Genomic DNA, 23,132 nt, shown 5'->3' on the forward strand with positions numbered 1-23,132 from the left:
TTAATTCCCCAACTGAGCGACAGACAAGTCATCCGCCACGGGCTGAACCGCTAAGCCAGAAAGATAGAAGGCCAGCGGTGTAGTAGCGACACGTACGATGCTGTTTTTCAGGCCATCCAAGCCCGTCGGAGGAGAAACGATGACGTGATCACCGTCGAACAACACATCCGTCGGCGTATAAGAGCGCAAGGTATTTTCAGGCGTGATGATCCACACCAGGCCTTCCCGCGTTATTGCACCTTGGGGGAGTCGTAAACTGCCAGGCTTGGCTTTGCCCGGTAACTTAGCTCGCACAAATTTCCCAGGAATCAGTCCTAACTCTTTCACGTTCTCCTGCACGTTTTCTTGCACGTTTTCCTGAGAGAGCTCATGCGAGTGTCCCTGAGAAAATCCTTGCTTGCTCGCTGGAACTGTTTGAGCCGTCACTTCCAAATAGAGCGGGTATTGTCGAGTTTCCTGATCCACCCTGTGCCCGCCTCGTACCGCCTTACCATACCCTAATAACTGATCGTGAGTGCTGAATAAGGGCACCGGCTTTTCTTGCCAATCCTCCACAAGATTCATCCACTGTTCTTCATTCAGAGAGACTTTCAATAACAGGTGTTGATGATCCATCACCCGCACAATCGGATCGCCTTCAAACACCAACTGCCCTAAGCCCACATAGCGCTCAGTAATCACACCAGAAAAAGGCGCCTTCACCTGCGTGTAAGAAAGGTTGCGTTGCGCCGACAACAAAAGTCGCTCAGCCGCTTTTACGTTATGTTTTGAGAGAGATAATTGAGGCAGAAATAACGCCAAATCACTGGGCTTCTTTTTGAAACCAGAACGAGTCCAATCCTTCCTAGCCAATTCGGTTTTTTCTTTGGCCTGCCACAGTGCCAATTCAGCCTGAGCCAAATTCAATTCCGCGTTGGTTAACTCCGCCTGATAACGGGTGTCGTCAATGTCCACCAAAATCGAGCCCTGAGAAATCAAGGCACCGGCTTCGAAGATTGGCGCAATGGCCGTCACTTCACCATTCACCTGCGCTTTGATGGTGACATCCCAACGAGGCACCAACTCACCATAGAGAGCCATCTGACTGGAGTGATGATCGGGCTTCACCTCGATATAGCTCACCAAGGGTGGCAGAGCTTTAGTTTGAGTTGTATCTGAAGACGTCGCCACCGGCTCATCAATGACGATCAACGCCAAAAACAAAAAGCCAATAGCCAGCAGTAAATAAAAACCGCGAAGAAGAAACTGTCGCATAACCGTGTTCGCCTGAGTTAATCATTCAAGCGAACACAATATCTATAAGGAGATTAAGAAAGGCTTAAGGTATGAGATGCGCTGCTTTAAACGCTTTATAACTTCGTTGAACTTCTTGAAAAGGTTCGCGACATTCCCTGCGAAGCTCGCCTTGTTCTAAAGCGTTTCTAGCATCCGCCCAAATGTGTTGTCCTGAAGAAGAACCTACCAGAACACTATAACTTCAACACCATCGACTTGCTGTTGAAAATGAAACTTCCAATCAAGTTTCTGACAAATACGCTCCACCAATTGCAGCCCTAACCCGAAGCTTCGAAACTCTGAAGAACGATGATCCGCGTCCACATCAATGGGGTTTTCGATGCTAAAGCCGTCTTGATTAAGGTGGATTCGAATCGCCCCTTCCATCGTAAACTGACAGGCGTTTCTGAGCAGATTGGCAAACACAATCACCAGTAAGTCTTCTTCGATGTGTATTGAAATCTCTTCAACAAACGGCTCGATGGTCACGTCGCGGTTGGCGATGAGATACTGATGATCCGAGATCTGTTTTTCGCAAAAGCTCTGCAAATTCACCGGGCTTTTCTCGATGGGTACTTCCGATTCCCGCGCCAACCACAACAAGGCGGAAGACAAACGGCTCATGTCCAAACTGGCTTTTAACGCGCGCTGCACTGTGGTTTGCTCTGCACCACTCAATTTGAAATCCAAGGTATCGAGGCAGGCTTGAATGGTCGCCAACGGTGTGCGTAATTCATGACTGGCATGCTTGAGAAATTGCTGTTCCCTAAGGTTGTATTCGGTGATGCGATCCACCCCGGATTTAAGCTGTTTAGCCAGATCGTTCAACTCGGCAATAGGGAAGGTCTGTTGGCTCAATTGATCATCGTGTTTCAATCGTTCTGCCCAGGCGCTTAATAACACCATCGGCTCGTTGGCTCGTTTCAACAACCAGAACACAAACAAAAACAAACCGATGAAAATCAACAGCAATAACCAGGCGGAATTAACTATCAGCGTCCAGATCACGCCGGAGATCATGCCTTCCGTTTGTTCTGCCCCGTATTGCCACAACAAATAAATGGAGTGGCCCTGATCGTCGTACCGAAACAGCGACAGGTAATCACCATCGTCGTTGGGCGACATCAATTCACCTTCGTAAATTTCAAAGGGCTCGATCTCGTTTGGAAACACCGAGCGCAACTCAGCCGACATCTCATCCAAGCTTAAATAGACCTTATAGACATCGCTGTTGGGGGCAGACTGCAAAGTGCGTTTAGGACTTTGATCTTCACTTGGTTGCGTCTGTATTTCTAATTGCGGTTCTGCTTGTTTTTCTACTTTTCTCTCTAAATAGTTCTGCAAAATATTTTGGGCATCCAGAATAAACATTTCATTGGCAGCAAATTGCAACGAACGCCAATTGATGTAAAAAATGGAAACAATAACGGCAATAGAAAATGCAACGGCCGCCCAAATCACCTGCCGACGAAGTTGCTGCGACAGGGTTTTAGGCGCTACCGTATTTTTTGTCGGCACTGGCTTATTATTCTGCACTGATACTCAACCCCAAGCCGGTGACAGTTTTAATTAACGGGAACTCAAAAGGCTTATCGACGGCTTTTCTCAGCGCATGTAAATGCACATTTAAACGGCCTTTATCCGGCTCTTCATCCGGCCACACCCACTGCTCGATATGAGAACGAGACACCACCTTCGGGCTGTACCGCAACAGGATTTCCAGGATTTTCCACTCAGTGGGCGTCAACGTAATATCGACCCCGTCACGCTGCAATCGACGGGATTCAATATCCACCGTCAACGGCCCTAATGTATGCAGCGCCTGTTGATTAAGCGAACGTCGATACAAGGCATTGAGCCTCGCCCACAGCAAAGGCATCGGACACGGCTTCACCACATAATCATCGACACCCGCACGAAAGCCGGACAACTGATCTTCCGTCGTGCCCATCGCCGTTAACATTAAAATCGGCGTGGTATTTCCCTGCTTCCTAAGTGCTTGGCAGACATCCATGCCATCCAGCTTAGGCAACATCAAATCCAAAATAATGACATCGAAAGATTCCTGTGTCGCCAGCTCAACACCGGCCAAACCGTTGTAAGAAAAATCACACTCGGCACCTTGCAGTTCCAGAAACTCTGCAATCGACGTTGCCAACGCCACATCATCTTCGACAATCAGTATTTTCATAAAAAATAACCGCTTACGACCTATATCCTAAAAAATGGATTACATCATGGGAACTTAGAAGACTATAACAAAGGATCTTAAGATTGCCTTAAGACTATGCGGAATATCCCATTCTGAGCGCTATTTGTTCTGATCATATTTCGCTCTGGTCATAAAAAGCACGAAGCCATACAGCCCTTTTAAAACGGGCGTTTGAATGACTTCCGCATAGCTTGTTCAACAGGTTATCCACAGATAATGTGAACAAAATGTTTCAGAGGTAAAAAAACCAGTAAAGGAAACGACAAAAAGTGATGGAGTTTTATGTAAATAATCGTTTGTGCCAATAGGAAGTCTTCACCTAAGCCTTCCGCTTGATGCTCATACCATTAGTAAGAGCTTTTGATGTCTTCCCAGCTAACTGCATCTTGTTCACCGGATTCCAATTCTTTCAGGCGTTGATTGGCAACATCCAGCCAAGCTTGCTCAACATTGTCATCCTGTCCTTCTTCAAGCGAATTCAATAAGGAATGAACTAACTCCGCCCGCTCTTTTTTGGACAGTTTTTTCGCATCCTGAAGTGCTTGTTGTAAAGTCATCATTCATCACTCACGATCTAAGTCTGGGGCAGTTAAGGTCATATACGTTAATTATGGCGCGTTCCATGCTCAATGAGAAATTTATCGTAATTTCAAATACACCATTGCCGTGGTCATGGCATCACCCAAGGCGCTGTGACGAGCAAAGACAGGCACATTCAGTGTTTCACAGATATGATCAAAACTGAGGTCAATATGCCCACCGGGGGCAGAACTCATTCGGCGTCGTGTTTCCCGTTTTAAGAATTGGTCAGACACTTCGATGAAGTCATTCTTCAACGACGTGCCCAAGTGTTTCTCCAACACTTTTCGGTCAAAGTCGATGTTGTAACCAGTGATGGGCGCATGGCCGATAAACAGCCGTAAGGACGATAAGGCGTGTTCCAAAGGAATCCCCTGTTGGGAGTCTTGCGGCAGAATTCGGTGGATGGGGATGGCGGTGTGTTCGTCGTGATCAGTTGCGTCTGAGTCATCCCGCTTCACCAGCACATCAAACTTTTCTTCCCCTTGAATCACGCCATTACGAATTCGCACGGCACCGATGCTGAGCAGTTGCGCGTCGTTCACGTTCAAGGAAGTGGTTTCGGTATCGAGGCAGACCAAGGTATCCGGCAAGGGCTTCGACGTGAATAGTGAAAAGGTTGGCGCTAGTTTTGAGAACGCGTGTCGAAGCCAGCTCATGATCTTTTCTCCGCCCTGCTTTTCCTGGTTCAAATGTTTTTATCGCATTTCCAGATGGAAATGATGTATCAAACGTTGCTTGAACTTCTTCACGGTGTGCAAACTCTGACGCAATAAATCCCGTTCAGCACGATTCAATTCGCTCGGTTTGAGTTGATTATTGCTATTAGTACAGTCCGTATTTTCATCCTGAAGATGATCAAGCTGTTGCTGTAAACGAAAGCGAATTAACAAACAAAAGCCATGCTTTAACTTTCGCGCCAAAGACGCTTCAAGTAATCGACGTCGCTCTAGTTCATCAATACGATCCATCGTCGATAAGGCTTTCACACCATGTTTAAGCGCAAAGGCACGAACGCCATGTACGATCGGGAATAACCCGCCCTGCTTGATATCGATTTGATCGTGATCAGATTTTAAGTTTCCCCAAAAGGTTAACGGCGTTTCAAACTTCAGCGCCGTCGCGGCATATTCGGCCAACACCGAATCCGAAAAGGCCACACCACCCGACAAATCACTTTTAAATTCATCGAATAGGTGGGGATCTCCTGCGATATAACGCGCATCTTGCAGAATAGCCAACTCCATCAAACGATCGTTATTCGGCACTAAGGTCAACGCGCGAATTCGATGTAACCAAACCTGTTGATAGGCCACCCAATGCGGGTTATTGACCATCACCCGACCTTTGCATTTGGGATAGCCCAGCTCTTCCAAGGTGTAAGAAAAGGCATCGAGCTTTTCCGATAAGCCTTCGTAGTGAAAACCGTCCCGAATGATCAAGGCATTGTCCTGATCCGTTTTGAGGATTTGCTCACCCCGCCCTTCACTGCCCATCACCATTAACGCGGTATTTTGTTGAACCTCTTTTGGCATGATGATCTGAAACGCCTTGGCAATGATCATCTCGTTTAAGGTGCTGACGAGGCTCATCAGAAACTGAACCTTAATACCGTTGCTGAACAAGGTGGCGACCATAGCATCGAGCTTTTCTGACGCCTCTTTCAACTGGCTCAGTGTGTTGGCTCTGGCGATACGCAAACTCAACACATGGCTGTGAGTGGAGAACAAACTCAGTAGTTGCGTTTGGTAGAGCACGCCAATAATGGCGTTATCATCCGTCACCAGCACACGTTCCACACCGTGTTTGGTCATCAGCAGCATGGCGTTAAACAAATACTCCCCCAAGGCGACGGACACCAACGGCTTTTGCTTAATGAGTTCACTGCAACTGAGGGGTAAGGTCATGATGTCGGGAAGCGGGTCATCGAGCTTCGAGAGCCTATCAATCTCCCGCAGCATGTCGGTCTTGGTGATGATCACCTGAAACTCATTGGTGCTCTCTACCTGTTCCTTCACTTGTCCAATAGCAGAACCTATACCTTCCACCAATACACAGCCACTGGGCTCATCCAACAAATGTTCTAAGACAAAGCCCAAATGGGCGTTGGGGTTCACTCGAAGGATGGGTTCACACACCTGCTCATCAATACGCGTTAAAATAAATTCCGCGAGATTCTGATGATGCTCCGGCTTGCTGAGATCCAACTTCTGATCAATATCGCCGTGCAAATACGCCAACATTTGCGGCACTTGTTCGACGTATTCCAACCACAAACCGTTAGGAATTTCATAAGCTAGAGAATCCTCCACCGCCTTAAACTCATGCTTGGCTGCAACCAGATGCCCCGCCCGATCAACCGATGACACATCCAACAAATCATCCTGATGATAGTGAGTGAACACGTTCACCTCATCCTGTTCAGACAAAGCCTGTCGCTCTTCGACTACGCCCTTCATCAAGAGAAACAACCCGGTCGGGCGCTCCCCCTGCTCGATGATTGTCGTGCCTTTGGGGAAGTAATGAATGTTCATCCGCCCAGCCAATTGAACACGCTGACGCTCACTCAACACATCAAACGGCGGCAAGGTCAAAGACGTTGGAATGTCTTGCGAATAGTTTGGAGAAAAGGACGCACCAGGCATGACTGAAGAATTAGATGAAGACATACCGCCTCCGCATCACATTTAAAAAGAAAAAAGCTGGCTTCAAACTGAAGCCAGCGAATACACCCAGGGAAGGTGTTTTGCATTCAGTGCAGCATTTGCCGGGAAACTCATGCCGCACGATTAATTTCCACAAGGGAAATCAAAAGAGGAGTTCAAAGGTTAGGCGATCTGGCCATCTGCCACTGGGCGGTAGCAAAAATGAGAACACATGGTTTTGTTAACTCAGCCTGACCACCCCGACCTTTGAACTGCCATTCCTTTGGTGCTATTCAACACCATCAAAATACTAAAACGTTACGAGCGAAGATTAGGCTAGGCAAAGTTCAGTGAGAAAGCGGAGTTTATTTTTTATAAATGAGCATTTCGAACTGAACTTTAACAACGCCTAATCGAGCGTAGTAGTTTTAGTGGGCACTCGCGCCCGCAGCACCTAACCCCGTCTGCGAACGAATATACTGCCCACGGAACAAGCCTTTCTCATGCGTCGCCGCTACCGAGCTATCGGTTACAGAGAAGAACCAGATGCCCACGAAGGCTGCAACCATAGAGAACAACGCAGGGTATTTGTACGGGAAGATCGCCGTTTCAAAGCCCAGGATTTGCACCCACACGATTGGCCCAAGAATCACCAACGCCACTGCGGTTAACAAACCAATCCAGCCACCAATCATCGCGCCGCGAGTGGTTAAGCCTTTCCAATACATAGAGAGGAACAACACCGGGAAGTTCGCACTGGCTGCAATCGCGAAGGCCAAGCCTACCATGAAGGCGATGTTTTGTTGCTCGAACAGAATCCCCAACAGAATGGCCACGATACCCAGCGCCACCGTTGTCATCTTAGACACACGAATCTCTTGCTCTTCAGTACACTGACCTTTACGGAACACACTCGCGTACAAGTCATGACTCACCGCTGACGCACCCGCCAAGGTTAAACCAGACACCACCGCCAGAATCGTTGCGAACGCCACTGCTGAAATGAAACCAAGGAAGACATCACCACCCACGGCTTTCGACAAGTGAATCGCCGCCATGTTGTTACCACCGATCAAGGCACCTGCGGCATCGCGGAACTCAGGATTAGTCGATACCAACACGATCGCACCGAAGCCAATGATGAACGTCAGAATGTAGAAGTAACCGATGAAACCCGTCGCATAGAACACGGATTTACGGGCTTCTTTCGCATCACTTACGGTGAAGAAACGCATCAGGATATGAGGCAGACCCGCCGTACCAAACATCAATGCCAAGCCCAAAGAAATCGCAGAGATAGGGTCTGACACCAAACCACCCGGCGCCATGATGGACTCCCCTTTCGGGTGCACTTCCACCGCTTTCTGGAACAACATAGAGAAATCAAACCCCGTCGCCTTCATTACCATAACGGCCATGAAGGTCGCGCCGGAAAGCAACAACACCGCTTTAATGATCTGCACCCAAGTGGTCGCCAACATGCCGCCAAAGGTCACGTACATCACCATCAAGATGCCCACCAGAATCACTGCGTACTCATACGGCAAACCGAACAACAACTCGATCAATTTACCAGAGCCCACCATCTGCGCGATCAGGTACAAAGACACCACACACAGCGAACCTACCGCCGACAACACACGTACTTCTTTTTGACCCAAACGGTACGACGCCACATCCGCAAAGGTGTATTTACCCAAGTTACGTAAACGCTCGGCAATCATGAACAAGATGATCGGCCAGCCCACCAGGAAGCCGATGGAATAGATCAAGCCATCATAGCCAGACAAATACACCAAGCCGGAAATACCCAGGAAGGACGCCGCACTCATGTAATCTCCCGCAATGGCCAAGCCATTTTGGAAGCCAGTAATACCGCCGCCCGCCGCGTAATAATCCGACGCCGAACGGGTACGACGAGACGCCCAATAAGTGATCCCCAAAGTACCGATCACGAAAATCATAAACATGCTAATGGCTGGCATGTTCAGCGGTTGCTGCTCACCTGCAACCTCGATGGCATCCGCCACTGCCGAGTTAGAAAACAACACCAGCAAGCTGGCAACAAAGACACTGCTTAATTGCAGCGCACGACGAGAAAGATTGATTAAGGCACTCATTTGCTTGCCTCCTTCACAATGATGGCATTCAAGTCATCAAACTCGCTGTTGGCGCGATGCACATAAATACCCGTTAATACAAAGGCCGACAGAATGATCGCTACACCCGCTGGAATCCCCACCGTTGTAATCGCATCCGCCGATACTGGGATCGCCAGCAACTCCGGCTTAAACGCAATCACCATGATGAAGGTGTAATAAATCGCCAGCATCACCAATGACAATGTCCAGGCAAACTTCTGACGACGCTTGACCAGCTGCTGAAAGCGCGGATCATTTTCAATTTTTTTATAGATCTCGTCGTGCATGATTCTTCTCCCACTGAGGTTGTGTGGATCAGAAGGCAATCCATTGATTAACGAACGCTCGATCAACAAACAATCGTCAAGCAATGGACTGCTTTCTGCCATTACTAACGAATGTAGGGGAACTGGCAAAAAAGGGTATTAGACTTAGGTCGAATGCCGCGTATGAGAGGGAAAGCCGGGATTTTTAGGTTAGGAAATTCAATGGGTTAGGTTATGGGGATGGACGGTATTAGACATTGGTAGGGTGTTTTTTTTATGAGCAACCCCGCTCGACCAGGTCACTGTACGCATGAGTATACGAGTCCATTGATTCTCGTAGAGCTTTGTGGATAAATGGTTTGTTATAAAAAATGAATACACGGCTGGATGATGTTGGATTAATAGCACCTTTATTAAGGATATATAGTGGAAGCTAACTATTGGCAGTACTACCTTTCATTTGAAGAAGATATTGATCGTCTTTTTCGCTATATCGAACCCTCTGAACACAACTTTTCCGTTTATTCAGTTGAACTGACACGACTGTACTTGGCAATTTGTTCAGAAATAGACGTCCTTTTAAAAGCCTACTGCACCCTTCTCGATGCTGACTCTAATCCCTCAAAAATCAACGAATATGCTGAAGTAATCATTTTGTCAAAGAGAACGCTTTTTTCGGAAACTGTTAATCTACAGAGATTCGGGATCTCAATGACTCCATTTGCGAAATGGGAACAGCGATCCACACCAATTTGGTGGAAAAAACATAATGGTGTAAAGCACAACAGAGACATAAACTTCAAAGATGCCAATCTAGGCAACGTGCTAAATTCTTTTGCAGCATTGTATGTGCTAAATCTTTACTACTATCACGAACTCAACTCGATTGAACTGCGTAAGCAAGGTTTTTTCGAGACTCTAGAAGAAACGGCTGTTTCACTAAAGTCTCGCTTAGATGTCCTTAGAATAGACAGTGCTTGGCTCGGCATTCTAGGCAGCTAACGAACTCAACCTCACATGCTATAGACATTAATAAACATAAGTACTCAGGAACAAAAGGAGAATGATATGGGTGCATGGGGATTTAAAACATTTGAAAATGATGATTCTAGTGACTGGCTATATGAGCTGGAAGAATCATCCGATTTGACTGTAATAGAATCAGCAATAAGTGAAGCTAATGAAGATTATATTGAAGCGCCAGAAGGCTGTAATATTTTAGCTGCTGCAGAGATCATATTAGCGTTACATGGTAAAGCTAAAGAGAGCCTACCTGATAATGCAGAACAGTGGGTCTCAAAAAACAAATCCTTAGATACATCCGGTCTAAGGGACAAAGCTATTCAAGCTATCGACAAACTCTTATCTGATAGCTCAGAGTTAAAAGAATTATGGCAAGAAACTGATGACTTCGAATTTTGGGTTAAAGATGTTACATCTATAAAATCAGCATTATCAGAAATCAATCACTAAATAAGAAATTAATGGTACTCCCCATAGCGTGGTTCGCTTTGCTCGCAATACCACGCTTAGATCCGCGCAGTTATTGTGACGTTAGGTGAATATGAGAATAGATGAAATTAATTCTCGAATAGAGGATATAGAGAAAAGGTTCTTTTCGAACGATGAAAGATTGATTATACAATCTTCAATGGATGAGGTGCCTCTCGTAGCTGCCAATGTGTCAAATTCTACTGACAGTTTTACCGAAAGACAGATTCTATATATTTATGGTGGCTATTGGAGTATGGCTGAGACATTGAAAGTTGTGGGTCGTTATCGGCGAAAGAACAGACTTATAAAAGGTTCTATTCGTATTAAAAATCTTACTAATTTTCGCCCCAAAATTGTTTATGACCCTCGTGTTATTTCAAAACTACAAGGTGAGGTTATAACACTAAGTAGCATATTGGGTTGTTCGGCGTTTGATTTATAGTTAGAGCCCGAAATCAATAGTCAAAGTAAATAGAAACACACTGAGCGCTCCTTCTCCTCCCCATATACTCATTGATTGCAATTATTAGGCTGTATCAAAATGAATGAAACTGAACTAATCCAAGAACTGGAAAGAAACAACTGGAATTTGACCAATGTAATCTCTGAAACTCTGGCTTATGAACCTGTTACAACAGATCGCAACGAAGTTGTATGTAAAAATTCACATCTAAGGTTTAAGTTGCTAGAAAAAATTTGGTCGACTGAAGGAGACGTTAAATACCGCTCTATAAACAGATTCATTTTGCAACAAGAAATCTTACACACTAAGGGTGGCTGTTGGGGATTTCCCGGAGCTATGTCATGGGCTGTAGAAAACTTGTACTCCATTGGTCATCCTGAAGATCTAATTCTCCTTTATGAAGCAAAGTACATAAATTGGGATACAGAAATGGGGGTGTTATCACAGTATTTTCTTGGAGGTGATACACAAGAAGCCATCAACTACTTAAAAAATAAAGGTACAAAAGAGGCATTGGAGGTAGCAGACTTTATCGATGGAATGTAAGTCTAACAAGTAAAGAATTCAATGGGGTCAGCAGAATTCAATGGGGTCAGAGTCAATAGAACGACTTCTTGCCCCCATTAACTCAATTACCACATGAGAGCCTAACGTTAACACCAGACACTTCTGAATCTCTCAGAATGTCATTAGAGATAACAAAAGACATCCGTCTTGAATCTTTCAAAATAAACATTTCGTGCCGAATCAACTCTTCATCATCGACCACGGCATAACTTGCTACAGCAGATTTACAGCCACAATACCCAATGCTTTGAAGCAAGGTTAGATCCGTCTCTGCCAATAGAAGATTATTTCTCTCAGACAGAGTTATAGCTCCAGCCTTTACACATTTTTCCAGACCATTCTCAAGTAGGACTTGTTGCTCATTAGCCGTAACTAGACTGCTAAAAATCAAACCACAACTCAGAAAAAATGCTCTAAGGTTTGCGAACATAGGTACCGCCATTTGTTTTTCTTTAACCAATGGAATCGCCCCCCTAAACTTTCCCTCACTGCCCGATCATGCTCCATTGATTGACGCAGAAACCAAGCCTTATAAATCGAGAGATTAGATAGCGTGAAGATACGCTTCGTTTATCATCAGAACATCATCCGCAGCCCTGTGCTGTTGGAAACGTCCAGACTTTGCTAAAAGCGCTTTATGAGAATCAAAAATATGTTTTCGATCAGCGCCAATGAGTTCGTAGATTGATTCAATATGAAAGAACCGTTCGATTTTTGCTGCGAAGTATAGAGTAGATATCCAATCATCATCCCAGTATTGGGCATCGCTATACAATATGGTGCCTGACTCTGACAAAAAGTCATTAAGCTGTTGAGCAACGTCTAAGGCTGGTAAACCTTCGTCTTCCAGGAGAGCGCGCGAAATTCCGTGTAAACTCTCAGCAGTTTCGCACCAGTGTTGCCAGTTAGGTTCTGGTTTTATGAGCCAGGATTTACATTCGCCGCCCGCTAAAACGGCGACTTCAATCGGGTATGAGTCAAAGTGTAAACCGCTTGCTTCAATATCAATAATGGCAATTTCTTTCATAGGAAAAGCTTAAGCTCTCTGAGCGCAAAGATATTACGTTTCCTAAATGTATCATTCCCAGATTTTCCCTTCCTATGAAGATTGATCCTCCGGCTTAATAACAGAGAACATGTTACGCTCTTGAGCAGGCTTCACACTTTTCTATGCACCACCTCACCAACACAAGGACGTTACGCCCCATGAAGATTCGAGCTTTCAGCGCAGAAGACTACCCCAGAATCTTAGAGATTTATTCCCGTTCCAAGTTGGACGAACTTCGCTTTGAGAAACAGACGTTTCAGTTTCTGCCTCTCGAAGATGATGAGAAGAGATTGTCTGCACTGAAGGAGTCAACGATTTACGTCTTTGATGATGGCGAGATTCTTGGGTACGGAGCGGTATTTGAGTCAGAGATTCGAGCGCTGTTTGTCTGCCCTAGCGCGAGAGGGCAAGGCATCGGAAAGCAGATGTTAGAATTTCTCTTGTCACAGATTCACGGTAATGCCAATCTGTTTGTCGCTGAATCAAATGCGCCAGCTAAAGCGCTTTATGAGGCGTACGGATTTAAAGTGTCTGATCAGTTTCTCACGGAATACAACGGCCAGCCCGTGTATGCTAATGAAATGGTTCGTAATTCCGGAGCAGTACGAACAACACCGAGAAGCTAAGAGCATTGTCTAAAAAATACAGGGAAGCTAACACATGGAACAAATAACAAGGATTAATCATCTTGGGCTGCGAGTAAAAGCGCTAGACGTTTCGAGAGCGTTTTACGAAAAGCTAGGATTTATCTTTCTCGCTGGCCCCGTTGGCCCGGAACCAGTGGCCATTATGGAACACCCTTCAGGAATCAATATCAATTTTATCCTCAATGCAGACGCCAAGTGCGCTAGCAATGTTCTCATGGACGTACCTCAAAAACATACCGGCTACACTCATGTAGCGTTGGAGATATCGGATTACCAATCAGCCATAACGTTCGTAAAAGGATTGGGGATTAAGATTACCGGTGAAGTTGAGTACGAAGGCGCTCGGTTTTTCTTTATTCGAGACCCTGATGACAACGTCATCGAGTTTCATCAACCCGCAAGCAAATCATCAAGCAAGTCATAAAGTTAAGGAAAACGTATGAACACAGAACAAGCCATTGAAACTGCCTACACAAACCACATCGGCGCACTGTACAAAGCCTTATCTCAAGCGATATTGCTGGCAAAGGGCGATGAAGCGGAAGTCACGGTCGCCGAAACAAGATTCAGAAAAGGGTTAGCACACGCGGCAGACATTCGAGCAAGAGCCAGACGTTTGGCTAACTTGGATTAAATCCACTTATTGCGGCTAATTTATTTAGTAGTCGCAACCTCCGGCAGTTGATATCAACACAATTACTCAAGGAAACATCAAAAGTTTATGGATGAAAATACTGCGATATTGCGCAGCTACTACGAAAAGACCCTGTCTAAACCTCACGCCAAACGTACTGAATTGGTGATCAAACTGAATGAGTCCAACACCAAGGTCGCGGTTGACTGCGGCTGCGGAACCGGCAGTGACATCGAGTATCTGGCACAACAAGGTTATCGAGTCCACGGCTTTGACAACAGTTCAGATTCCATTGCGCTTTGTCGTGATCGTTTTGCCTCACAGCCATTAGTAAATATAACTGAATCCTCTTTTGAGTCTTTCGACTATCCAAAAGCCGGTGTCGTGATCGCAAACTCTAGTTTGTTCTTTGCTGACCCAACCCTGTTCGATGCAACCTGGGACAAGATTACATCATCCATTGAAATCGGTGGCGTCTTCGCAGGAGATTTCATGGGAGAGAAAGACAGTTGGGCTTCAAATTATCGCAGCCCTACCACCCCATTATCCAAGTCAAACGTTAGGACGCTGTTCTCAGATTTTGAAATCATCCGATTCTTTGAGCGTGACGAACAAGCCAAGACAGCGTTGGGCAGATTAAAACACTGGCATACCTATTCAGTAGTTGCGGTCAAACGTAGATAAAGGCATTACTGGTCAGGTCATGAGAGCATTGGGGGGCTTGATTGGCAGGCGATGCCACAACGTCGATGTGAAATCTATCGAACAGTAAAGCAACTAACCGAACTTATTGCAGTTGATTGAGTTATGAGTGGTTGCTTTCAGCTCGGCGAGTTCTTCCTCTGAAAGCGCTCGCCATTCTCCGGCGGGTAAATCCGCCAATTCAATATTCATAATTCGTAAGCGCTGAAGCCGTTGTACTTTATACCCTAACGCAGAACTCATTCGTCGAATCTGGCGATTCAATCCTTGGTGCAGAATGATCCGAAACTGTTGAGGGGTAACTAAGCTAACTTCGCAAGGTTTAGTGATGGTGTCCAAAATCTCAACACCAGAAGCCATTTTCTCAAGGAAGTCCTCGGTAATGGGTTTATCCACATCCACCAAATATTCTTTATCGTGGGCGTTCTCTGCACGAAGAATTTTATTCACGATGTCGCCATCACTGGTCATCAAGAGTAAGCCTTCAGAGGCTTTATCCAGACGGCCAATCGGAAAGATACGCTGTTCATGGGTGATGGCATCAACGATGTTGTTTTTAACGGTCGGCGCCGCAGTGCAGGTGACACCAACCGGCTTGTGATAGGCCAGATAGACATGCTGACGATCAGTGTAGTCTTTGTGATCCAAGATCTGATCTTGAACGATGACCACATCCCCCGCTTCTACCAAGGTTCCGAGTCGACAATCCTCACCGTTGTGCGTGACCTGTTTTGCCTTAATCAGCCGATCGGCTTCTTTGCGTGGGCAATATCCGGTTGCACTGATGAACTTGTTGATACGAACAGGATACTGAGACACAAAACGTCCTTTGGGCTATGAATTACTAACAATAAATGACTGACCACGGAGTGGATAATAGCTAACTAGCTGGATTGCACTTTGGTTGTGCGGGTGAGTTATTATACTGCAAGAATTCGCTGGACGGACTATAGGATCATCTTACAATGGGGCACATTGCTCTATGCTTCTAGAAAAATCATGAAATTTCTACCTTACCTCCTTCTTCTTATCACACTGGGTTGCAGCTCTGTCTACAACTATGAAGAGGTGTCGTTGTATCAAGACATGACTATGTACTTGGTTGAAGTTAAAGGACAACGTCGGCTCATGGCGCATGATCCGATCTCTGCAATTAAGGGTGCAACCTACGAAGAAACTAAGCACTTCAAGATTCCGAGAAGCTCTGGCCGTATTGAAGGTTATGAAATTGAAGTGCCAAAAGGCTATTACAAATATGTTGGCTTCATCGATATTCAAACAGATCGAATTACTATTGACCTTAAATATAACGACACTGATCAGGGAAGACAGATAGATACAGGATGGTCAGGAGAGTACAAATTAGTACGCAAATAAAACATTATTGAATAAGGACATCACATGAAGAACGTTGAGCAATTTAAGTCATCATTGCAAAAGGAACTTGCGGATTATCTAGCCAAGCAACAGTCTTTCTTCGCGGAGTATGAGATTCGAATCCTTGATCTCGATTTCTTCCCCTGGCCCTGGGATCACGGACAGCTCATCATCAGCTACTTGGTCGTGGGGGAAGATCATTGGGAAGAAAAAGCCCAAAAAAACAGCGAATACTACACCCCGGACTGGAAATTCAATGAATTTAATAACATGTTCGATGGACATGAGGGCCATGCTCTGGAAGAACTTTTTGCTGAATATTGGGAGGACTTTGAGTATTGGGATAACTGGGATGAAAATGCAGAAGGCGCAATCACCAGAGAAGAAATGTTTCGTCATTTCTCCAGCGTGGTGAAATCAGAGCAGGTTATGTCGGCAATCAAAGGCTACAACCTGTCGAAGGATTTTAAGATCAGAGTCTCTGACCCTAGGTATGATTTTGATGAAGAGTTTGACGTGATCTGAACAGCGTAGCGAAGTTAATGTTAGCAGTACTAAGTAATTCTCTTAATTAGCATCAATTCTGTAGAAGTTGTTGGCTCTGTTTGGAGAGCCCCCTAATTTCACTTAATTATATTATTGCTTGGGAATCATTATGACTAAAGAATGTCAGAGACAATCTATCAAGGAGATGTAGTATGGAACGATATGTAATTCTAGTTATGATTGGACTCTTTCTTACTGGATGCGGAACAGTAAAAACATTAAACCCAGTAGATAATAAAGTTACGATCACCTATCAAGGTAAGAAAAGTAAATGTAAAACGATTCCTCGTATTTATAGTGGTGTTGCATATAATTTCTGCCTACTACACGGTGAGCCTTCTCAAACAAGTAATCTAGGCACCTCCATTAATGGCTTTCCAATAGAGTTTTATGATTTTGCTTTTTCTTTTGTAGGAGATACAGCATTGTTGCCTTATACCGTTTATGCACAAGCAAATGATGGTCCAATTAAAGTTGAATAAAATCGGTACATAAGAATCACAAAGCAACCCGGCAGTTTTTGGTCTACATGAACATTGCAGAAAGTCATATCGAACATAGTCCGGCGAACTTTCTGTATTAAGACTGCGTTTATATGAACCCCGAGTATCTGGACTGCGAAAGACTATATTTAGCGGTGCTAAAGGATATTAGCAAAGCTAGACTCTGAACGCATGTTGGCGCTCTTTGAAGAGCTGATTGTGGAGTCTGCTTCTGAAGTTTTGCCTAGGAAAGCTAATAATCCAAGGCCAACAACAACTGTTCGAAGCTGCTGAACGCAAAGTAAACACCAACACCGTCATAGGTTATATAAACAATTTCAGGCCCACCCTCTGCGTTATAATCCAGGCACAACACATCACCATTGTCGCTTGCGAATGGGATAAGCTTTTTCCAGTCGCGGCCATTAAGCGCGTCTTCATAATCACCCAAACCAAAGCACCTTTTAAGAATATCAGTCTCGTGGTGATAGCCTCCACTTCCAGGCAAATCAAATCCTTCAAATAAGGTGAAAGTAACACGTCTTGTCCGGTCATCATCAACAACGTTGAAACTCAGTTTCAGGGACTTCGTCATATCGTCAAACGCGCAGGGATAGCTGTGGTTGATGTCTGCGTAAAACCCGCCGCATTGGCTAATGAATTCTAGAAAGAGCTGAGGAAGCTTTATATTTGATTCCGCTTCCAACGACTGAAGAAAGCTTTGGTCAGGCTTCTCCTCACTTTGGACAAACCACATGTCTGCCAGTTTTGGGTTTTGTTCGGGAATGCTTACAGCTTCGCCGTAAAAAATGGCCTTATGAGACTGGTTTTCAACGATCATCATGCGTATCCATGCAATTAATGTTATTTATTTCATACAGTTACAGATGCTAAGCATTAGTCTACAACCCAAACAACACTTTCCGTAAACCATTTTTTGTAGCGTTTCGTTGCATGGGAGACGTTGGATTTTAACCACCACAAGTCAGTTGAAAGCGGATACCAGACTCTTCTGGCTACACCTTAATGTCTCATGGCTGCATTTCCGAAGAATTCTTCGGCCTTGAATTCAAGGATGAATAGACGCAAGGCTAAAAGAGTTTAGAAGTGAATTCCCTAATTATTTTCTATTCAAGACCGGGCAGTATTTAAGCCCTAAAGAAAGCAAGAAGTGCTCCCTTTAGAGTTTATATACTTTAGGAACCTCTGAATAAGTCCCTAAAGCTTGGGAATTTCTATATCAGCGCTATGAACGAAGAACCAGGGATTTAAAATATTTTCTTTATTGTATTGAAGCGGCTTCCCTTCCTGGTCATTTACAACACCACCTGCTGCTACCACTACTGCATGTGCAGCAGCAGTATCCCATTCGGAGGTTGGGCCTAAACGAGGATACAAATCTGCAACACCTTCGGCCACCATGCAGAGCTTTAAAGAGCTCCCCTTGGAGATAAACTCATAATTACTAAATGACTTTAAGTAATTATCCATGTGCTCACCACGATGTGAACGACTCCCCACCAAGGCCCATGAATCATCCGGTGCTGTTTTTACTGCAATATCTGAAACTTGATCATCAACTATTTTTATTGCACCTAAACCTTGTGCACCAGCATAAACGGTATCAAGCGCAGGGGCATAGACTACCCCCAACACAGGAGCACCGTTAACAATTAATGCAATATTAACTGTGAATTCATCATTCTTTTTAATAAATTCTTTAGTTCCGTCTAATGGATCTACCAACCAAAAAACATCCCAGCCTTTCCTATCTTCATAGCTAACAGTAACTGATTCCTCAGACAAAATAGGTAAATCAGGAAACGCTTTAGCCAGTCCCTCACAAATAATTTTATGGGCTGCAAGATCTGCCTCAGTTAGCGGACTTTCATCACTTTTTTCATAGACAGAGAAGTCTTTATGATAAATTCCCATAATCGTATCGCCTGCTTGCTTGGCAATGGCAGTTACGATGTCTAACGTTTCCTTTGTAATAACATCATTCATCTAGCTAGCGTTCCTAAATTTTTTTTAAAAAAAGCGGCCTGAGCCACTCTCTAAATTAAACGTTAAATCCCGATGCAGTGTAAAGAATTCAATTTCCGAAAGCATAGTTGTTTCAACTAAAAGGACTGAAGAATCACTTAAGCCACCTCGTATCCTCACATTTAATTAATGAGTTTCTCTCAACAATATTATTCCTATAGACCGGATTATCACCAAATAAGAAACGAGATAAAGTTTCTCCCAACATCGACCTGGATTACCCAGGCTTATTTTCTTAATAAAAGGAGCAAACCATGAAGAACATGATGACGATTGCATTGCTATTTGTAGCCTTGCTTACCACTCAGTTAACCCATGCAAAGAACACTGCCAGCAACACGGATAAGATTCTCATCGTACTGACCAGTCATACCGAACTGGGGAACACGGGTAAAAAAACAGGCTTTTGGCTGCCTGAACTGACCCACCCATATTATGAGTTTACGGAAGCCGGTTACACAGTGGATGTCGCCAGCATCAGTGGTGGAATGGCGCCCGTCGACAGCAAAGCCTTTAAGGAAGAAGATGAATACCACGAGGTGTTCTTAAACGATGCAGTGCTTATGGCGAAGGTCATCCGTAGCATTCCACTGGCAGAAGTTAACCCTGAAGACTATCGCGCCATTATGTTCGCGGGCGGTTCCGGGCCGATGTGGGATTTCCCGAACAATCCAGACATCAGCCGTATTTCTGCTGCGATCTATGATAACCAAGGCATCGTGTCTGCGGTATGTCATGGTAACGCAGCGCTGGTGAATTTGACGCTATCCAATGGAGAATTATTAGTGAAAGGCAAACGCGTCTCTGCATTCACGAATGAAGAAGAAGCGTCGCTGGGTACAACCGAGATCGTTCCTTTTCTGTTACAAGATAAGCTGGTTGAGCGCGGGGCGATTCATGTTCCCGGTAAGGCTTGGGCAGAGAACGTCGTGGTTGATGGCCGCTTAGTCACGGGCCAGAACCCGGCATCAGCAAAAGAAGCGGCACAGCGTATTATTGCGATGATGAAGAATAGTTAGTTAAGAACAGCTAGATCGTGAAGAGTGGGGAAACTTCGTATATTAACAAGGGAACGTATCGAACGTTCCCTTAACCCAACAATTCCTTAACTTCTATCAGTCAAAATCAACGCTGCTGAAATAGCACTCTGCATTTTGTTCCTGTTCACTCAACCAATCGTCACGCTCATCCTCATCAGCAATGAAATCTCCAAGAAAGCGAATCGGTGCAAACCACAGCTCTGATCCCATGTGCTGATCGAAAACGGATTTAACCCCGGTTTCCAAAAACAAAGCTCGATGCTCCGGATGCGCTGAAAAATAGTCCAGCAGCAAAGGTTGGTGCTCTTCGACCTGATTCATTCCCCACTGTCCACATGCGCCACCCACTCGATGAGCCAGCAGCGTCAGCATAGGTTTACAAATGCCGTGTTTTTCGATCAGGGCTTCGATGTGGTCATTCTGGTACACCTCATGATTCAGATCGTTCTGCAGTAATAGCTCAACATATAGCGGGATGTATTTCAGATCCTGCATACACAAAACATAAGCAGCATTCTCTGCCAGCGGATTCTCATCATCCTGCCAGATTCTGTCATCACCATGCGCCCGACACCACATATTTACGTTGCTGATAAAGTTAGCCGCTTTAGATTCCAGCGTTGAGTTACCAACAAACTTAGAAAAGATCGCCTCCTCATCTACCCTGCCCTCAGGGGTCGTGACATCAATGGAATAGAAGAGTGTACTGTATTCAACACTTACATCATGATCAGAGAGATTCTCATCAATCTGATAACTCAAATCGAGATACACATCGGCCAGCGCATTTAAACGGTCGAAAGAATCGAGGTCATCAACCTCAATGTTAAAGATGATTTCAGAGCGGGTTGTTTCGATGGTTGTCTTCAATATTAATTCTCCGCTAAAAACATAAAACTCTATATGTATCATAGAGATACAATTACTAGTCATTTAGAGCAAACATTAAATCACAAAACGTACTATTTTGTCTTTTTAGGCTAGTCTCTGATTTATAAAAGTCTCTGTATTGAAAGACAGATATAGAAACAGCCAGTTTTATAAAGGTGTTGATGATTATTATGGAATGAACACGTGCAACAAATGGACGGCAAACGCGATTGAAGAGTATGGGAATGGACATGTCACCGATGTTCAAATTGACTGCTGAAAGCATTATGGGCTTTCTGAGGATGAATCAGATTCGAAATCATCCACAGAAAGAAACATACCAAGTAGAGAATTTGGGTGTGGTGGTTAGCACCAATCAATCAAAATCAATGCTACCGAAATAGACTTCTGCGTGTTCCTGTTGATCATTTAGCCAGTCAGCTCGTTCTTTCTCATCCTGAATGACGTTTGCCAAAACGCGAATGGGCTCAAACCACAACTGGTATCCCATGTATTGATCAAACACGGATTTAACACCTGTCGCCAAAAACAAGGAGCGATGCTCTGGATGTTCTTCAAAATATTCCAGCAACTGTTCCTGATATTGGCCGACTTGATCCATTCCCCACTGACCACAGGCGCCACCGACTCGATGAGCTAGCAGAGTGACAATGTTTCTACAGATACCATGTTTTGCAATCAACGCTGCGATGTGATCATTCTGGTACACCTCATGATCCAAATCGTTCTGCAGTAATAGCTCGATGTATAAAGGGATGTATTTGAGATCCTGCAAACACAAAACATAAGCGGCACTCTCTGCCAGAGGGTTCTCGTCATCCTGCCAAAGATTGGCTTCGTTCGCCCGACACCACATATTTACGTTGCTGATAAAATTAACCGCTTTAGCTTCCAAGGTTGAGTTACCAACAAACTTCGAGAAGATCGTTTCCTCATCCACTAATCCTTCAGGAGTAATGACATCAATGGAATACGTCAACGTGCCGTATTCAACTTTCACATTGTGTTTAGAGAGATTCTCATCAATCTGATGAGTCAAATCGAGATACACATCAGCCAAGGCATTTAAACGTTCGAAAGAATTAAGGTCATCAACTTCAATGTTGAAGATGATTTCAGAATGGGATGTTTTGATGGTTGTCTTCAATGTTGGTTCTCTTCTTAAAGATATGAAGCCGTAAAAGCATCACTTGATATAGATGGAATTCAAATAACTTGGGCATTAAAACATACAGCATACTATTTTGTCTTTTTAAGACATCCCCTGACATGCGGGCGCTTCTGTATTGAACACAAAAACCGTTGGAGGATACTATTCAATGAAGACCAATCATCTCCACCCACAAGTCATCAACCAATAAGTTTCACTATGCATAGATTCCTAGCCGTGCTCCTGTTATTTCTGGTAACCGGATGCTCTTCACAGCCTTGGGCTGTAGATCATTCAGAAGCGTACTCCTCCACAGGCCAACATCAAATCTACGTTGTGAGTCATGGCTGGCACACTGGCTTTGTCATTCCTTCAAAGGATGTCTATAAAGCCATTCCAGCACTGAAAACGCGATTTAAAGGCAGCCCAAACATTGAATTTGGCTGGGGAGATAAAGGCTTCTATCAAGCCGAAGAAATCACCTCTGGCCTAACGCTCAGAGCCATATTCTGGCCAACGGAATCAGTCATTCATGCCGTTGCAGTGCCTGAGGATGTCCCCCAATACTTCAACAACAGCGACGTGCAATCACTGTGCTTAAACCAAGCTGAATTGGATTCGCTTGTCGCCTTTATTGCTGGCAGTTTTTACCGCGACAAAGACAAACACATCCTTCCCCAGAAAAACGGCATCTACGGAAACAGTCAGTTTTATAAAGGCGTTGGAGATTACTATTTACTGAATACCTGTAACTCGTGGACAGCAAAAGGGCTAAAGAGCGTAGGCATGGATATTTCACCTATATTCAAGCTGACCTCTGGTAGTATTATGGATTTTCTTGATGATCAGTCGAGCCGCAGCTCAGACACTGAAAGAACCTCGCCGGTTACAGGGGGTGAGTGTGGTGGTTGATGCCAATATCTTCAA

29 protein-coding genes are annotated in these 23,132 nt (G+C 44.7%); 14 read left to right on the forward strand and 15 right to left on the reverse strand.

What is annotated here, in order from left to right; genetic code table 11:
* The 8 genes from ACFOEK_RS06160 to ACFOEK_RS06195 form a co-directional block, all read right to left on the reverse strand.
* Nucleotides 1–1,254 carry an efflux RND transporter periplasmic adaptor subunit gene (locus ACFOEK_RS06160; RefSeq protein WP_386717694.1) on the reverse strand — a complete coding sequence of 418 codons (1,254 nt, stop codon included), beginning with the start codon at nucleotides 1,252–1,254 and terminating at the stop codon, nucleotides 1–3.
* Between the two features lie 204 nt (nucleotides 1,255–1,458).
* Entirely contained in the window at nucleotides 1,459–2,793 is a 1,335-nt protein-coding gene (locus ACFOEK_RS06165; RefSeq protein WP_386717697.1) for a sensor histidine kinase, read from the reverse strand.
* Between the two features lie 7 nt (nucleotides 2,794–2,800).
* The gene (locus ACFOEK_RS06170; RefSeq protein ID WP_386717699.1) at nucleotides 2,801–3,466 is read right to left on the reverse strand and encodes a response regulator transcription factor; all 666 of its coding nucleotides are present in this window, start codon (nucleotides 3,464–3,466) and stop codon (nucleotides 2,801–2,803) included.
* Nucleotides 3,467–3,834: 368 nt separating this feature from the next.
* The gene (locus tag ACFOEK_RS06175) at nucleotides 3,835–4,047 is read right to left on the reverse strand and encodes an addiction module protein (RefSeq protein WP_386717702.1); all 213 of its coding nucleotides are present in this window, start codon (nucleotides 4,045–4,047) and stop codon (nucleotides 3,835–3,837) included.
* Between the two features lie 78 nt (nucleotides 4,048–4,125).
* On the reverse strand, nucleotides 4,126–4,725 hold the full coding sequence (locus ACFOEK_RS06180) for an exonuclease domain-containing protein (protein ID WP_386717705.1): 600 nt from the start codon (nucleotides 4,723–4,725) through the stop codon (nucleotides 4,126–4,128).
* 39 nt (nucleotides 4,726–4,764) lie between these two features.
* Nucleotides 4,765–6,735 carry a putative nucleotidyltransferase substrate binding domain-containing protein gene (locus tag ACFOEK_RS06185; RefSeq protein WP_386717708.1) on the reverse strand — a complete coding sequence of 657 codons (1,971 nt, stop codon included), beginning with the start codon at nucleotides 6,733–6,735 and terminating at the stop codon, nucleotides 4,765–4,767.
* A 404-nt stretch (nucleotides 6,736–7,139) separates the two neighbouring features.
* Nucleotides 7,140–8,831 (reverse strand): cation acetate symporter, encoded by a 1,692-nt coding sequence (locus tag ACFOEK_RS06190; protein ID WP_386717711.1) that lies wholly within the window; start codon nucleotides 8,829–8,831, stop codon nucleotides 7,140–7,142.
* Entirely contained in the window at nucleotides 8,828–9,139 is a 312-nt protein-coding gene (locus ACFOEK_RS06195) for a DUF485 domain-containing protein (protein WP_386717713.1), read from the reverse strand. The genes ACFOEK_RS06190 and ACFOEK_RS06195 overlap by 4 nt, the downstream gene beginning before the upstream one ends.
* Nucleotides 9,140–9,544: 405 nt before the next feature.
* Here ACFOEK_RS06195 and ACFOEK_RS06200 point away from each other — a divergent pair, with 405 nt between their 5' ends.
* The 4 genes from ACFOEK_RS06200 (at nucleotide 9,545) to ACFOEK_RS06215 (ending at nucleotide 11,621) form a co-directional block, all read left to right on the forward strand.
* A complete protein-coding gene (locus ACFOEK_RS06200; RefSeq protein ID WP_386717716.1) occupies nucleotides 9,545–10,120 on the forward strand; it encodes a hypothetical protein in 576 nt (191 codons plus the stop codon).
* Nucleotides 10,121–10,186: 66 nt separating this feature from the next.
* Entirely contained in the window at nucleotides 10,187–10,591 is a 405-nt protein-coding gene (locus tag ACFOEK_RS06205) for a DUF4259 domain-containing protein (protein ID WP_386717718.1), read from the forward strand.
* A gap of 91 nt (nucleotides 10,592–10,682) precedes the next feature.
* On the forward strand, nucleotides 10,683–11,054 hold the full coding sequence (locus tag ACFOEK_RS06210; RefSeq protein WP_386717721.1) for a hypothetical protein: 372 nt from the start codon (nucleotides 10,683–10,685) through the stop codon (nucleotides 11,052–11,054).
* Nucleotides 11,055–11,153: 99 nt separating this feature from the next.
* Nucleotides 11,154–11,621, forward strand: coding sequence for a hypothetical protein (locus ACFOEK_RS06215; RefSeq protein ID WP_386717724.1), 468 nt, complete (start codon nucleotides 11,154–11,156; stop codon nucleotides 11,619–11,621).
* A gap of 82 nt (nucleotides 11,622–11,703) precedes the next feature.
* On the opposite strand, the gene ACFOEK_RS06220 is transcribed toward ACFOEK_RS06215, so the two are convergent.
* Nucleotides 11,704–12,102 carry a DUF2195 family protein gene (locus tag ACFOEK_RS06220; RefSeq protein ID WP_386717727.1) on the reverse strand — a complete coding sequence of 133 codons (399 nt, stop codon included), beginning with the start codon at nucleotides 12,100–12,102 and terminating at the stop codon, nucleotides 11,704–11,706.
* Between the two features lie 84 nt (nucleotides 12,103–12,186).
* Nucleotides 12,187–12,669 (reverse strand): hypothetical protein, encoded by a 483-nt coding sequence (locus tag ACFOEK_RS06225; protein WP_386717730.1) that lies wholly within the window; start codon nucleotides 12,667–12,669, stop codon nucleotides 12,187–12,189.
* A 179-nt stretch (nucleotides 12,670–12,848) separates the two neighbouring features.
* On the opposite strand from ACFOEK_RS06225, the gene ACFOEK_RS06230 reads away from it, so the two are divergent.
* From ACFOEK_RS06230 to ACFOEK_RS06245, 4 genes are all read left to right on the forward strand, one after another.
* Nucleotides 12,849–13,316, forward strand: a complete 468-nt coding sequence (locus ACFOEK_RS06230; protein WP_386717733.1) for a GNAT family N-acetyltransferase — start codon at nucleotides 12,849–12,851, stop codon at nucleotides 13,314–13,316.
* 34 nt (nucleotides 13,317–13,350) lie between these two features.
* The gene (locus tag ACFOEK_RS06235) at nucleotides 13,351–13,761 is read left to right on the forward strand and encodes a VOC family protein (RefSeq protein WP_386717736.1); all 411 of its coding nucleotides are present in this window, start codon (nucleotides 13,351–13,353) and stop codon (nucleotides 13,759–13,761) included.
* Between the two features lie 15 nt (nucleotides 13,762–13,776).
* Nucleotides 13,777–13,971, forward strand: a complete 195-nt coding sequence (locus ACFOEK_RS06240; RefSeq protein WP_284377461.1) for a hypothetical protein — start codon at nucleotides 13,777–13,779, stop codon at nucleotides 13,969–13,971.
* An 87-nt stretch (nucleotides 13,972–14,058) separates the two neighbouring features.
* Nucleotides 14,059–14,655 (forward strand): class I SAM-dependent methyltransferase, encoded by a 597-nt coding sequence (locus tag ACFOEK_RS06245; protein WP_386717741.1) that lies wholly within the window; start codon nucleotides 14,059–14,061, stop codon nucleotides 14,653–14,655.
* A gap of 93 nt (nucleotides 14,656–14,748) precedes the next feature.
* On the opposite strand, the gene ACFOEK_RS06250 is transcribed toward ACFOEK_RS06245, so the two are convergent.
* Nucleotides 14,749–15,492 carry a pseudouridine synthase gene (locus tag ACFOEK_RS06250; protein ID WP_386717744.1) on the reverse strand — a complete coding sequence of 248 codons (744 nt, stop codon included), beginning with the start codon at nucleotides 15,490–15,492 and terminating at the stop codon, nucleotides 14,749–14,751.
* Nucleotides 15,493–15,672: 180 nt separating this feature from the next.
* Between ACFOEK_RS06250 and ACFOEK_RS06255 the strand changes: the two genes are divergently transcribed.
* From ACFOEK_RS06255 to ACFOEK_RS06265, 3 genes are all read left to right on the forward strand, one after another.
* Nucleotides 15,673–16,050, forward strand: a complete 378-nt coding sequence (locus ACFOEK_RS06255) for a hypothetical protein (RefSeq protein WP_386717747.1) — start codon at nucleotides 15,673–15,675, stop codon at nucleotides 16,048–16,050.
* 24 nt (nucleotides 16,051–16,074) lie between these two features.
* Nucleotides 16,075–16,575, forward strand: coding sequence for a hypothetical protein (locus tag ACFOEK_RS06260; protein WP_386717750.1), 501 nt, complete (start codon nucleotides 16,075–16,077; stop codon nucleotides 16,573–16,575).
* A 173-nt stretch (nucleotides 16,576–16,748) separates the two neighbouring features.
* A complete protein-coding gene (locus ACFOEK_RS06265; protein ID WP_386717753.1) occupies nucleotides 16,749–17,078 on the forward strand; it encodes a YceK/YidQ family lipoprotein in 330 nt (109 codons plus the stop codon).
* A gap of 253 nt (nucleotides 17,079–17,331) precedes the next feature.
* Here ACFOEK_RS06265 and ACFOEK_RS06270 read toward each other — a convergent pair whose 3' ends face one another.
* Together ACFOEK_RS06270 and cysQ are read right to left on the reverse strand one after the other, a co-directional pair.
* Nucleotides 17,332–17,922, reverse strand: a complete 591-nt coding sequence (locus tag ACFOEK_RS06270; protein WP_386717756.1) for an SMI1/KNR4 family protein — start codon at nucleotides 17,920–17,922, stop codon at nucleotides 17,332–17,334.
* Between the two features lie 374 nt (nucleotides 17,923–18,296).
* On the reverse strand, nucleotides 18,297–19,085 hold the full coding sequence (cysQ, locus tag ACFOEK_RS06275) for a 3'(2'),5'-bisphosphate nucleotidase CysQ (protein WP_386717759.1): 789 nt from the start codon (nucleotides 19,083–19,085) through the stop codon (nucleotides 18,297–18,299).
* A 293-nt stretch (nucleotides 19,086–19,378) separates the two neighbouring features.
* On the opposite strand from cysQ, the gene ACFOEK_RS06280 reads away from it, so the two are divergent.
* A complete protein-coding gene (locus ACFOEK_RS06280; RefSeq protein WP_386717762.1) occupies nucleotides 19,379–20,143 on the forward strand; it encodes a type 1 glutamine amidotransferase domain-containing protein in 765 nt (254 codons plus the stop codon).
* Between the two features lie 96 nt (nucleotides 20,144–20,239).
* On the opposite strand, the gene ACFOEK_RS06285 is transcribed toward ACFOEK_RS06280, so the two are convergent.
* Nucleotides 20,240–21,034, reverse strand: coding sequence for a hypothetical protein (locus ACFOEK_RS06285; RefSeq protein ID WP_386717765.1), 795 nt, complete (start codon nucleotides 21,032–21,034; stop codon nucleotides 20,240–20,242).
* A gap of 139 nt (nucleotides 21,035–21,173) precedes the next feature.
* Between ACFOEK_RS06285 and ACFOEK_RS06290 the strand changes: the two genes are divergently transcribed.
* Nucleotides 21,174–21,314 carry a DUF2459 domain-containing protein gene (locus ACFOEK_RS06290; protein WP_386717768.1) on the forward strand — a complete coding sequence of 47 codons (141 nt, stop codon included), beginning with the start codon at nucleotides 21,174–21,176 and terminating at the stop codon, nucleotides 21,312–21,314.
* A gap of 96 nt (nucleotides 21,315–21,410) precedes the next feature.
* On the opposite strand, the gene ACFOEK_RS06295 is transcribed toward ACFOEK_RS06290, so the two are convergent.
* Entirely contained in the window at nucleotides 21,411–22,202 is a 792-nt protein-coding gene (locus tag ACFOEK_RS06295; RefSeq protein ID WP_386717771.1) for a hypothetical protein, read from the reverse strand.
* A 240-nt stretch (nucleotides 22,203–22,442) separates the two neighbouring features.
* On the opposite strand from ACFOEK_RS06295, the gene ACFOEK_RS06300 reads away from it, so the two are divergent.
* Nucleotides 22,443–23,117, forward strand: coding sequence for a TIGR02117 family protein (locus tag ACFOEK_RS06300; protein WP_386717774.1), 675 nt, complete (start codon nucleotides 22,443–22,445; stop codon nucleotides 23,115–23,117).
* Nucleotides 23,118–23,132: the final 15 nt, after the last annotated feature.

The organism is Litoribrevibacter euphylliae, assembly GCF_042646085.1.
Lineage (GTDB): Bacteria > Pseudomonadota > Gammaproteobacteria > Pseudomonadales > Litoribrevibacteraceae > Litoribrevibacter > Litoribrevibacter euphylliae.

What these genes read in the sequence shown, in the direction of transcription:
- ACFOEK_RS06160 (WP_386717694.1), bottom strand. Translation starts at nt 1,254, where the DNA reads ATGCGACAGTTTCTTCTTCGCGGTTTTTATTTACTGCTGGCTATTGGC.
- ACFOEK_RS06170 (WP_386717699.1), bottom strand. Translation starts at nt 3,466, where the DNA reads ATGAAAATACTGATTGTCGAAGATGATGTGGCGTTGGCAACGTCGATT.
- ACFOEK_RS06175 (WP_386717702.1), bottom strand. Translation starts at nt 4,047, where the DNA reads ATGATGACTTTACAACAAGCACTTCAGGATGCGAAAAAACTGTCCAAA.
- ACFOEK_RS06180 (WP_386717705.1), bottom strand. Translation starts at nt 4,725, where the DNA reads ATGAGCTGGCTTCGACACGCGTTCTCAAAACTAGCGCCAACCTTTTCA.
- ACFOEK_RS06185 (WP_386717708.1), bottom strand. Translation starts at nt 6,735, where the DNA reads ATGTCTTCATCTAATTCTTCAGTCATGCCTGGTGCGTCCTTTTCTCCA.
- ACFOEK_RS06190 (WP_386717711.1), bottom strand. Translation starts at nt 8,831, where the DNA reads ATGAGTGCCTTAATCAATCTTTCTCGTCGTGCGCTGCAATTAAGCAGT.
- ACFOEK_RS06195 (WP_386717713.1), bottom strand. Translation starts at nt 9,139, where the DNA reads ATGCACGACGAGATCTATAAAAAAATTGAAAATGATCCGCGCTTTCAG.
- ACFOEK_RS06205 (WP_386717718.1), top strand. Translation starts at nt 10,187, where the DNA reads ATGGGTGCATGGGGATTTAAAACATTTGAAAATGATGATTCTAGTGAC.
- ACFOEK_RS06210 (WP_386717721.1), top strand. Translation starts at nt 10,683, where the DNA reads ATGAGAATAGATGAAATTAATTCTCGAATAGAGGATATAGAGAAAAGG.
- ACFOEK_RS06215 (WP_386717724.1), top strand. Translation starts at nt 11,154, where the DNA reads ATGAATGAAACTGAACTAATCCAAGAACTGGAAAGAAACAACTGGAAT.
- ACFOEK_RS06225 (WP_386717730.1), bottom strand. Translation starts at nt 12,669, where the DNA reads ATGAAAGAAATTGCCATTATTGATATTGAAGCAAGCGGTTTACACTTT.
- ACFOEK_RS06230 (WP_386717733.1), top strand. Translation starts at nt 12,849, where the DNA reads ATGAAGATTCGAGCTTTCAGCGCAGAAGACTACCCCAGAATCTTAGAG.
- ACFOEK_RS06235 (WP_386717736.1), top strand. Translation starts at nt 13,351, where the DNA reads ATGGAACAAATAACAAGGATTAATCATCTTGGGCTGCGAGTAAAAGCG.
- ACFOEK_RS06240 (WP_284377461.1), top strand. Translation starts at nt 13,777, where the DNA reads ATGAACACAGAACAAGCCATTGAAACTGCCTACACAAACCACATCGGC.
- ACFOEK_RS06245 (WP_386717741.1), top strand. Translation starts at nt 14,059, where the DNA reads ATGGATGAAAATACTGCGATATTGCGCAGCTACTACGAAAAGACCCTG.
- ACFOEK_RS06255 (WP_386717747.1), top strand. Translation starts at nt 15,673, where the DNA reads ATGAAATTTCTACCTTACCTCCTTCTTCTTATCACACTGGGTTGCAGC.
- ACFOEK_RS06260 (WP_386717750.1), top strand. Translation starts at nt 16,075, where the DNA reads ATGAAGAACGTTGAGCAATTTAAGTCATCATTGCAAAAGGAACTTGCG.
- ACFOEK_RS06265 (WP_386717753.1), top strand. Translation starts at nt 16,749, where the DNA reads ATGGAACGATATGTAATTCTAGTTATGATTGGACTCTTTCTTACTGGA.
- ACFOEK_RS06270 (WP_386717756.1), bottom strand. Translation starts at nt 17,922, where the DNA reads ATGATGATCGTTGAAAACCAGTCTCATAAGGCCATTTTTTACGGCGAA.
- cysQ (WP_386717759.1), bottom strand. Translation starts at nt 19,085, where the DNA reads ATGAATGATGTTATTACAAAGGAAACGTTAGACATCGTAACTGCCATT.
- ACFOEK_RS06280 (WP_386717762.1), top strand. Translation starts at nt 19,379, where the DNA reads ATGAAGAACATGATGACGATTGCATTGCTATTTGTAGCCTTGCTTACC.